Origin of the sequence: Pelomicrobium sp., from assembly GCF_036803785.1 — a bacterium.
Taxonomy (GTDB): Bacteria; Pseudomonadota; Gammaproteobacteria; order Burkholderiales; family UBA6910; genus Pelomicrobium.
This window is the reverse complement of sequence record NZ_DAIRTR010000108.1, coordinates 1-10,069: the sequence shown is the minus strand read 5'-3', so window position 1 is coordinate 10,069 and position 10,069 is coordinate 1. Positions and strand designations below refer to the sequence as shown.

General features: G+C 65.7%; 8 protein-coding genes and 2 pseudogenes. 9 read left to right on the top strand and 1 reads right to left on the bottom strand.

Annotated features, from left to right (window positions below):
• From V7Q81_RS11980 to V7Q81_RS11960, 5 genes and pseudogenes are all read left to right on the top strand, one after another.
• A pseudogene (locus V7Q81_RS11980) lies at positions 1-417 on the top strand (aminomethyl-transferring glycine dehydrogenase subunit GcvPB); the annotation flags it as partial.
• The gene (locus V7Q81_RS11975) at positions 414-791 is read left to right on the top strand and encodes a diacylglycerol kinase (RefSeq protein ID WP_333843579.1); all 378 of its coding nucleotides are present in this window, start codon (positions 414-416) and stop codon (positions 789-791) included. The pseudogene V7Q81_RS11980 and the gene V7Q81_RS11975, both read left to right, overlap by 4 nt.
• 1,236 nt (positions 792-2,027) lie before the next feature.
• A complete protein-coding gene (locus tag V7Q81_RS11970; protein WP_333843577.1) occupies positions 2,028-3,005 on the top strand; it encodes an arsenic resistance protein in 978 nt (325 codons plus the stop codon).
• Positions 3,006-3,287: 282 nt separating this feature from the next.
• Positions 3,288-4,253, top strand: a complete 966-nt coding sequence (locus tag V7Q81_RS11965) for a radical SAM protein (protein ID WP_333843575.1) — start codon at positions 3,288-3,290, stop codon at positions 4,251-4,253.
• 217 nt (positions 4,254-4,470) lie between these two features.
• Complete coding sequence (locus V7Q81_RS11960; protein ID WP_333843574.1) at positions 4,471-4,746, top strand: hypothetical protein; 276 nt, start codon at positions 4,471-4,473, stop codon at positions 4,744-4,746.
• 402 nt (positions 4,747-5,148) lie between these two features.
• On the opposite strand, the gene V7Q81_RS11955 is transcribed toward V7Q81_RS11960, so the two are convergent.
• On the bottom strand, positions 5,149-6,852 hold the full coding sequence (locus V7Q81_RS11955; RefSeq protein ID WP_333843572.1) for a glutamine--tRNA ligase/YqeY domain fusion protein: 1,704 nt from the start codon (positions 6,850-6,852) through the stop codon (positions 5,149-5,151).
• A gap of 451 nt (positions 6,853-7,303) precedes the next feature.
• Between V7Q81_RS11955 and V7Q81_RS11950 the strand changes: the two genes are divergently transcribed.
• From V7Q81_RS11950 to V7Q81_RS11935, 4 genes and pseudogenes are all read left to right on the top strand, one after another.
• The gene (locus tag V7Q81_RS11950) at positions 7,304-7,723 is read left to right on the top strand and encodes an SWIB/MDM2 domain-containing protein (protein WP_333843570.1); all 420 of its coding nucleotides are present in this window, start codon (positions 7,304-7,306) and stop codon (positions 7,721-7,723) included.
• A 91-nt stretch (positions 7,724-7,814) separates the two neighbouring features.
• Positions 7,815-8,687, top strand: a complete 873-nt coding sequence (locus V7Q81_RS11945; protein ID WP_333843568.1) for a 2-keto-4-pentenoate hydratase — start codon at positions 7,815-7,817, stop codon at positions 8,685-8,687.
• Between the two features lie 143 nt (positions 8,688-8,830).
• Positions 8,831-9,766 (top strand): carbohydrate kinase family protein, encoded by a 936-nt coding sequence (locus V7Q81_RS11940; RefSeq protein ID WP_333843566.1) that lies wholly within the window; start codon positions 8,831-8,833, stop codon positions 9,764-9,766.
• 19 nt (positions 9,767-9,785) lie between these two features.
• A pseudogene (locus V7Q81_RS11935) lies at positions 9,786-10,069 on the top strand (hypothetical protein); the annotation flags it as partial.

Here is a 10,069-nt window from a genome sequence, read left to right as displayed (position 1 = left end):
CGCCGCGTGTCCGCCTTCGCCGCTCTCAATGCCAACTATCTCATGGTGCGGCTCAGGGAAGCAGGCTTTGAGCTCGCCTATCCCCACCGGCGTGCGGGCCACGAGTTCGTGGTCACCCTAAAGCGCCTGAAGCAGGAGACGGGCGTGGGCGCCATGGACTTCGCCAAGCGACTCCTCGACTACGGCTTCCATGCTCCCACCACCTATTTTCCCTTGCTCGTTGCCGAGTGCCTCCTCATCGAGCCCACCGAGACCGAATCCAAGCAGACCTTGGACGCCTTTGTGGAGGCCATGGCCCAGGTGGCACGGGAAGCGCGGGAAGACCCCGAGCGGGTCAAGACCGCCCCCCACACCCTTCCCGTAAAGCGGCTCGACGAAATCCGCGCCGCGCGCGTGCTCGATCTGCGCTGGAGATGACCTCGCCGCAACGTCCGCGCAAAGGGCAGGCGGGGCTCAAACATGTGTGGGACGCCCTGTTCCACTCCCTGGACGGGCTGAAGGCCGCTTACCGCTGGGAGGGAGCCTTCCGGCTGGAAGTCTGGATCGCCGCGGTGCTGGTCCCTTTGGCCTTGTTCCTACCTGCTTCGGGCGCGGGCAAGGCGCTCATGGTGGCAAGCGTGATCCTGGTGCTAGTGGTGGAGTTGCTCAACTCCTCGGTGGAAGCGGCGGTGGACCGGGTATCGCTGGAGGAGCACCATCTTGCCAAACGGGCTAAGGACTACGGCAGCGCGGCGGTGTTTGTGAGCGCGGTGAACGTGCCGGTGGTGTGGGGGCTGGTGCTGTTCGGCTAAGGTTGGGCGCCGGGTGGGCGCTGGAACCAACCCCGGGGGCGGATTCACCAGCCAATCGTCGCCCTCGTTCTCTCGGATGAGGCGTGAGGCGAAGCACGACGCACCGTGCCTGCCCCCCCATGGCGACGGGCCACGTCGCGACCTCGTCGGCGCTCGCTCAAAAGAACCGGAAGGTGCGCTGGGCGATTCGCGCGCTACGCCGTCTAGCCAGGACAGTTTTTGGACCCAACAACTCGCGATGGAGAGGCGCTATCGCCGACAGAGCCCTATTCCGTGTGAAGGCCGACACTCTGCGCTAGACCACCAGATGATAGAAGGCTGCCGTGACCTCGGCTTCGCCAACCACGGGGTAGTGCCGCCCCTAATCCTGATCGACGTTTAGAAAATTCCGTTTAAGTTGTTGGGTAGACAAAAGAACGTAACCGGCAGCGCTCGCGGCAACACCACCACCGTAGCATGAAGTCATGTTTACCCCGGTCATAACCGAGGGCGATGACGGCTATGGTGAAATGGCAAAACAGGTGTTGGAGCTCGCCTCGAAGCAGCCGACCCCCCTAACTACGAGACAGTGAAGCAGGAAATCGAATCCTCCCTTCTTGCTAGTGCGCTCTCAAAGCATGAAGGGTTAGGGAAGAAAAACTCGGCACATGGCTAGGCGAAACAGAGCCCAAGACTGAGAGAGGGCGGTTCGGGTTCGTGGGTCGAGCGGAGCGTGGACATGGTTTTGGTTTGCTCTCCGACAACCGATTCCAGGCGACGTCGGCGCTGGCGCGCCGCCGCGTCGATCGAGTCCCTGCGGCAGGCTCCTGCCGCACACCCTCGCGCGGCCGCGGCCTTTCGTGTTACGGTTTCCCATGGCCGTTTTCTTTTCATGAGCGTCATGTTTTGGCGAGCGCGATTCCCTCGACTCCATCGAGGAACCGCGACCTCGCAGCTTTCGGCTACGACCGGGACACTGCCTCCCGGCCATTGGCGCGGCCCGGGCTCGCCTGAGCAGGCAGCGGGGTCCAACAGAGCATTCGAGGCACTCTGCGCAGGCAGTGTGGTCGAGCCACACGGTGGCCGTCGTGCGCCCATTTGTTGAGGACCGAGCGGACGTGGCTGGCATTGAGGGGGTCGAGGCAATCCCCTCGGGTTCGGGACTGGACAGGGCCGGTGGCCTCCAGGCGGAGGCATGGCCGGTTAGGCGGATGAAATGAAGCGTTGGGTGCCGGAGGGTGAGCCGTTGGAGGATCGATGGACCGCTTGAGCCTGGAGCGCCGCCAAGTCTGGATCTACCTCGCCGCCATCCTTGGAGGACTGGCGCTAGGCAGTCTCTGGCCCGCGCTTGTCCAGGGTTTCGAGATCTTGCTGTGGCCGGTGCTGGCTGTGTTGCTTTACACGACTTTCGTGCAGGTGCCTTTGTTGCACATACGCGACGCTTTCCGTGACAAGCGCTTCGTGCTCGCCATATTGCTGGGGAATTTCGTCCTCATTCCGCTGGGAGTCTGGCTGGCCCTGCAATGGCTCCCCGACGACCCCGCCTTGCGCCTCGGTGTGCTGCTGGTTTTGCTCGTGCCCTGCACCGACTGGTTCATGACTTTCACCCAGCTCGGGGGCGGCAACACGGCGCGGGCGATTGCCGTCACGCCCCTCAATCTGCTGGCGCAACTGCTGCTGTTGCCGGTTTATCTCTCGGTCTTCCTGCCGGCGGCCGACTTCGGCGCGGCGCTGAAAACCGAGGAGATGCTCTCTGCCGCCCTGGCGCTGATCGGCCTGCCCCTGGTGGCCGCCGCGCTGACCGAGCGCTGGATCGAGTCCAAGCCTGCCCGGGCGATCTGGCGGGAGCGGCTCGGCGTGTGGCCGGTCCCCTTGCTGGCGCTGGTAGTCTTCCTGATCGCGGCCGAGCAGGTCGAGACGGTGCTCGAGGCCGGGCCGGTGCTGCTGACGGTGCTGCCGGTATTCATCGGTTTCCTTGTGGTCGCCGCGTTGCTGGCGCGCGGGCTTGCCGGCGTACTGCAGCTGCCGGTCGATACCGGGCGCACTCTGGCTTTCAGCCTGGGCACGCGCAACTCTTTCCTCGTGCTCCCGTTCGCGCTGGCCCTGCCCGCCGGCTGGGAGACCACCGTGGTGGTGATCGTATTCCAGTCCTTGGTCGAGCTGTTCGGAATGGTGTTCTATCTGTGGTGGCTGCCACGGCGATTATTCAAGTCACCGCTGGGGGCAAACGCCTAGCCGCACCGCAAGCCGGTAGCCCTTGGCGGTAGCGCCCACAAATCCGCCTCTTCCGGCATTATTCCGAACGAAGCCTCCATTCTGCGGTTGACTCGCGGCAGGGGCGAGCCAAGGGAAGCGTTGCGCCCGTCCTTTTAGAAAAGCCCAGTTTCCCCAGGCCCCCTGATCTGGACCCCAGGCCAGCGGGGGGTTGTCTAAAATGTCGATTGGGTGTCGTCTCCTGCCGTCACCTCGCCTATGGGGAGCGCGTCGATCTCCTGGGATACGGATCCTCGCTTCGTCGTGACCGACTTCGAGCCCGCCTACCTGGCGACCGACCGCAACGGTGGCCTGAAAGCGCGGGTGAGGGCGGCCCTGGCGGAGCTCGCCGACTGCTGCGCTTGTCCCCGGAACTGCCACGTCAACCGCCTGGAAGACCAGAGGCGGGTATGCAACACGGGGCGCTACGCCGTTGTCTCCAGCGCTTTTGCCCATTTCGGCGAGGAGGACTGCCTGCGCGGCTGGAACGGCTCCGGCACCCTCTTCTTCGGGTTGTGCAACCTACGTTGCGTGTTCTGCCAGAACTGGGACATCTCCCAGAAGCACGCCGGCCGGGCGTGCACGGCGGAAGAGATCGCCGACCTTATCATGGAGCTACAGGCCCAGGGTTGCCACAACATCAACTTCGTAACCCCCGAGCACGTAGTGCCTCAGGTCATCGAGGCGATCGCCGCAGCAGTACCCAGAGGGCTCAAGCTTCCCATTGTCTACAACACCAGCGCCTACGATGCGGTCGAGTCGCTCAGGCTGCTAGACGGGCTGGTGGATATCTATATGCCCGATTTCAAGTTCTGGACGCGGGAGAGCGCCCGCCGCTTCGCCAAGGCCAAGGACTATCCGGAGCGGGCGCGGGAGGCGATCCTGGAGATGCACCGGCAGGTGGGACCCCTCAAGTTCGGTCCCGACGGCCTCGCCAGGCGGGGCGTGCTGGTGCGCCACCTGGTGATGCCGGGCCTCGTGGAGGAGGCGGCGGCCATCTTCGAGTGGCTGGCGAAAGCCGTGTCGCCGGACACCTACGTGAACATCATGGGCCAGTACCGCCCCGAATACCAGGTGGGCTCCGTCGCCGACGACGGGCGCCGGCTGTACGCGGAGATCGACCGGCGGCCGCTCCCTAGCGAGATGGAAGCCGCCTACGCGGCGGCGCGGCGGGCAGGCTTGTGGCGCTTCGACGAGCGCCGCTCGCGCTTGCGCCATTGCCTGGTCTGAGGGGGCGGCGTTCTTCGGCCGCGAGCTTCGTTTGAAGCAAGGCTGAGGGCAAGGAATCTCCGCGTCTTCCGGGGGCTCCCGTACCCAGATCCTGCCTGCGAGGCGCAGCCCCCGTTTTGCACCCGCTGAGACACGCTTGGGTCGGAAAATGGAGAGAACTCCATGGGCACAGGCTTCACCGAGCTGCCGCAAGACCTCCCCACCCTAGGGACGATGGGTGGCATCCCACCTCCAGAGCATGCGCCTGCCGAGTCTAATCCTCCCGGCGACCGATGACACCGAAGTCAACCTGGGGGTGAGGTCCGGCTGCTCCATCCTCTTTGTGTACCCCCTGACAGGCCGCCCCGGCGTGCCGCTGCCTCGCGTCTGGGACGCTATTCCCGACGCCCGCGGCTGCACTGCTCAGCCCTGCGGCTTCCGGGACCACCACGTGCAGCTGCAATGCCTGCACACCGGCGTTTTCGGGTTGAGCGCCCAGAGCACTGACTATTAGCAGGGGTGCGGACGCACCTGCACCTTCTTTTTCCAGCTCTTGAGCGACCGCGCGCTGCGGTTGAAGCACTCCCTGGAGCTGCCGACGTTGGTGGTCGAAGGGATGGTGCTGTACAAGCGGCTGACGCTAGTCGTGGAGAACGGGCGAATCGTCAAGGGCTTCTATCCCGTGTTCCCCCGATCGGAATGCGGAGGAGGCCATTGCTTGGCTGCGGGGCGAGTCCGGCGCTGCAGGCGCTGCATAGCGGGCGGGGGCGCCGCCCGCCGGCTTCGACAGGGGCCCCCGAGCGCGCTCGCCGGGCGTGTGTGGGCGTTCGGCCGCTGGGACACGAGGCCGAGTCGTCGCGAAACCGGGTGCGGGGGGGCGTTTCGGCGGTGCCTTCAGCGCGCCCTACGTAAACGGCTATTGCCGCGGGCTTCCCCAGGAGTCCCGCAGGGTGACGGTGCGGTTGAACACCGGCCGCCCGGGCGTGTGGTCTCGCTGGTCCGCGACGAAGTAGCCATGTCGTTCGAACTGGAAGCGGTCTTCGGGCTGCGCGGCGGCGGCAAGGGGCTCCACCCAGGCGGTGAGCACCTGCTTGGAATGGGGGTTCAGGTCCTCCCGATAGTCCCGCCCCCCGGCCCCGGGATGAGGGACCGAAAACAGCCGGTCGTAGAGGCGCACCTCCGCTTGCGCCGCGTGCCGGGCCGAGAGCCAGTGGATGTTGCCTTTCACCTTGCGATTTTCCGCTCCCGGGGTGCCGCTCTTGGTTTCGGGATCGTAGGTGCAGTGCACCTCCACCACGCGTCCCTCGGCGTCCTTCTTTACCCCCACGCATTTCACGAGGTAGGCGTAGCGCAGCCGCACCTCCCCGCCGGGTGACAGGCGGAAGTAGCCTTTGGGGGGATGCTCCATGAAGTCGTCCCGCTCGATCCATAGCTCCCGGCAGAAAGGCAGCTCCCGGGCGCCCAGCGCTGGCTTCTGGGGATGGTGGGGTGCGTGACAGGTCTCCTCTCTTCCCTCCGGGTAATTCACGATCACCAGCTTCAGGGGATCGAGCACCGCGATGCGCCGCGGCGCCCGCTCGTTCAAGTCTTCGCGAATACAGTCTTCTAGCACGGTCATGTCGATCCACGATTCCTGCTTGGACACGCCGATCCGCTCCACGAACAGGCGAATCCCTTCGGGGGTGTAGCCCCGGCGCCGGCAGCCCACCAGAGTGGGCATGCGCGGGTCGTCCCAGCCGTCCACGTGGGCGCCTTGCACCAGTTCGATCAGCTTGCGCTTGGAGAGCACCGTGTAGAGGAGATTCAAGCGGGAGAACTCGTATTGGCGGGAGTGCCAGGGCAGTACCTCGGCCAGTTCGTCCAGGATCCAGTCGTACAGGGCCCGGTGGTCCTCGAACTCCATGGTGCAGATGGAATGGGTGATCCGCTCCAGGGCGTCCGAGATGCAATGGGCATAGTCATACATGGGGTAGATACACCACTTGTTCCCCGTGCGGTGGTGGGACGCGTGCCGGATGCGATAGATCACGGGATCACGCAGGTTGATGTTGGGGGAGGCCATGTCGATCTTGAGCCGCAACACGTGGGCGCCGTCGGGGAATTCCCCGGCCCGCATGCGGCGAAAGAGATCCAGGTTCTCCTCCACCGTCCGCTCCCGGTAGGGGCTGTTTTTCCCCGGTTCGGTGAGTGTGCCCCGGTATTGCCGGATCTCCTCGGTCGAGAGACTGTCCACGTAAGCCTTGCCTTTGCGGATCAGGTATTCCGCGAACTCGTAGAGCTTGTCGAAATAATCCGAGGCGTAGTACAGATGCTCGCCCCAGTCGAACCCCATCCAGCGCACCGACTCCAGGATGGAATCCACGTACTCTTGTTCCTCCTTTTCCGGATTGGTGTCGTCGAAGCGCATGTGGCATTCGCCGCCGTAGTCTCGGGCCAGGCCGAAATTGATGCAGATGGACTTGGCGTGGCCGATGTGGAGGTAGCCGTTGGGCTCCGGAGGGAAGCGGGTGGCGACCCGGCCTCCCCATTTGTTGGTGCGCAGATCTTCCTCGATGATCTGGCGCAGGAAATTGGTGACATGGGCCGCGGGGGCCTTGGGAGTGGGCTTGGGCGTTGCCATGGACGGGGACAAGAATCGGTCTTTCGTTGGGACACCGCTCAAAGTTTACCCGAGGCGTTGCGGGAGGCGCAGCCCGCCCGAGGGCGGCGAGGAGAAGTCTCCGGGGGCCGGTGCGGTGCACCAGGGCTTGGGCAGCCATGATGGGGCCGGGCCTGCCTGCCGCTGAGCGGCAGACCTTTCCACTCGCCCCCCCAGCGGCCAGTGCCCACTTCCGGCGAATGGGCCTTCAGAGGCTCGCGCTGCCGGGACCGGGCCTGGGAAAGCCACCCCTTGTGGAACCGCACCACGGTCTCGATGGCCACGAAGCCCGGAAAAACGGGCGCCCGCGGGCAAAAACCCCTTGCGCGCAGCGAAAAGCTTAGGCATTCTCTCGTCGCCTAGCTATCGCCTTGAGCCAGGCACCGGCATAGAGGGGAAAAGGCGACCGCACGAATCGATTGGAGGGAAGACTATGGCGACCAAGAAAACCGTGAAGAAGCCGGCGGCCAAGAAGCCGGCGAGCAAGAAACCGGCCGCGAAGAAACCTGCGGCCAAGAAGCCGGTGGCGAAGAAGCCGGCGGCCAAAAAGCAACCCGCAGCAAAAAAGCCGGTCAAGAAGGCGGCCAAGCCGGCGGCCAAGCGCAAGCCCAACCCCGCTTTCATGAAGCCGATGACCCCCGACGCTACCCTGGCGGCGGTGGTAGGCTCGAGCCCCATGCCCCGGACCGAGGTCACGAAAAAGGTGTGGGACTACATCCGGAAAAACAAACTCCAGGACACCGTGAACAAGCGCATGATCAACGCCGATGACAAGCTGAAGGCTGTCTTCGGAGGCAAGAGCCAGGTGTCCATGTTCGAGATGACCAAGCTGGTCAACAAGCATCTGAGCTGACCCCATCCCGCCCCGCCTGCGCCGTGGGACAGGTCTTCGCGGGCGGGGCTTGTTTCCTTCCTGCGCCGGCTCCATGCCCCCCTTGCCGGCAATGCTTCATCGACCCTTCCCTCGACTCCGATGGCGGGCAGGGCTCGCCTGGGCCCTAGCCTGGGCCGCTGGCAATGCCTGGAGCGCCTGTGCCACCGAGACCGAAGCCGACGCCCTGGCCGCGGCCTGGCACGCCCGGGCTCCCTTAGGGGGACTGGATCCCACCATGACCCTGGAGGAAGCCCTCTGCACCCAGGCCAAGCTAGTGGCGCGGCTCGAGCCTAGGCTTGGGCCCCGGGTGGGCTACAAGGTGGGGCTCACTCACCCCGCCCTGCAGCAGCGCTTCGGCGCCACCGCGCCGGTCCGCGGGGTGCTCCTGGAAAAGATGCTGCTTCCCGACGGTGCGACGGTGCCGGTCGCCTACGGAGCCCGGCCGGTGGTAGAAGCGGATCTGCTGGTGCGCGTGGGCAGCGAGGAGGTCAATGCCGCGCGCACGCCGGGAGAAGCCCTCGCTGCCCTGAAGGAGGTGATCCCCTTCATCGAGCTCGCTGACCTGGCCATGGCAGAAGGGGCTGCGCTCAACGCCGCCCTCGTCACCGCGGTCAACGTGGGCGCCCGCCTCGGCGTCCTGGGCCCGCCCCTCCCGGTGGCGCGGCTCGATCCGGTGGTCCTCGAGACTATGGAAGTCGTGGTGGAAGACGGGACGGGCCGCGTCCTCGCCCGCACCCCCGGGTCGGCCGTGCTGGGCCAGCCCCTAAATGCGTTGCTCTGGCTCGTGCAGGAGCTCCGACGTCGAGGCGAGCAGCTTCAACCCGGCGATCTCGTGAGCCTGGGCGCCTTCAGTGCCCCCCTGACGCCTGCGCCGGGGGCTTCGATCCGCGTCCGGTACCGGGGACTACCAGGGGAACCCCAGGTGACGGTCACGTTTCGTTGACGGCGCGGCCTGGCCGCAACGAGTTCATCCCTATCCCATAGCGGCAGCGCCGGCCAGCGCACCGCCACCTTACTCCGCGACTTCGCCGGCGCCTCAGGCGCGCGCCCGCGGGCCTGCCTGGGCTCCTGTATAATCGACCAGCCATGCGCACGCTGATCTGCGGCTCCATCGCTTACGACACGATCATGGTGTTTCGTGATCGGTTCAGGAACCACATCCTGCCCGATCAAATTCACATCCTGAACGTGGCCTTCCTGGTGCCGGACCTGCGGCGGGAGTACGGCGGTTGTGCCGGCAACATCGCCTATAACCTCAGGCTGCTGGGCGGGGAGCCGGTGGTGATGGCCACCGTGGGAGAGGACTCCCACCCCTACGAAAGCCGCCTGGAGCGGCTTGGGCTAGAGCGCACCCATGTGCTGCGGGTGGAGGGAACCTACACCGCCCAGGCCTTCATCACCACCGACCTGGACGACAACCAAATCACCGCGTTCCACCCGGGGGCCATGAACCATTCCCACCTGAACAGTGTCCATGAAGCCGAAGGCATTGGGCTCGGGATCGTGGCGCCGGATGGCCGCGAGGGCATGCTTAAGCATGCCCGGGAATTCCGCGAGGCCGGCATTCCGTTTCTCTTTGATCCGGGCCAGGGACTGCCCATGTACAATGGGCGGGAGCTAATCGACTTCATCGACGCGGCCGATTACGTAGCGGCGAACGACTACGAAGCCAAGCTCTTGGAGGAGCGCACCGGCATGTCGGTCGCGGCCCTGGCGCGGCGGGTGAAGGCCTTCGTCATCACCCGAGGAGGGCAGGGGTCGGTGATTCATACCGAGGGCCGGGAAATTCACATCCCGTGCGTGCGGGCCGAGGCAGTGGTGGATCCTACCGGCTGCGGGGACGCCTACCGGGCGGGATTGCTCTACGCCCTCGCCAACGGGCTCACCCTGGAAGATGCCGGGCGGCTCGCGTCGGTGATGGGCGCCATCAAGATTGCCCACCGGGGCGCCCAGAACCACCGGCCGAGCCGGGAAGAAATCGACGAGCGTTTCTACGAAGCGTTCGGCTATCGTTTGTGGTAAGCCAAAGCGGGAGAAGGTCATGAGCAAGGGGATCGGGAACGGGGTCCTGATGGTCGTCGCCGTGGCAGTGGCGGGATGCGCCCCCAGCCTGTCGGGGGGCGCCTACAGCCGGGACCAGGTGCGCCAGGAGCAGACCGTGCGCCTGGGGGTGGTGGAGAGCGTGCGACCGGTCACCATCGAAGGCACCAAGACCCCCATCGGCGCCGCGGCCGGCGCCGCTGCGGGGGGCATTGCGGGCAGCGAGATCGGCCACGGCAAGGGGGCGGCCATCGGGGCCATCGGCGGTGCCGTGCTGGGGGGGCT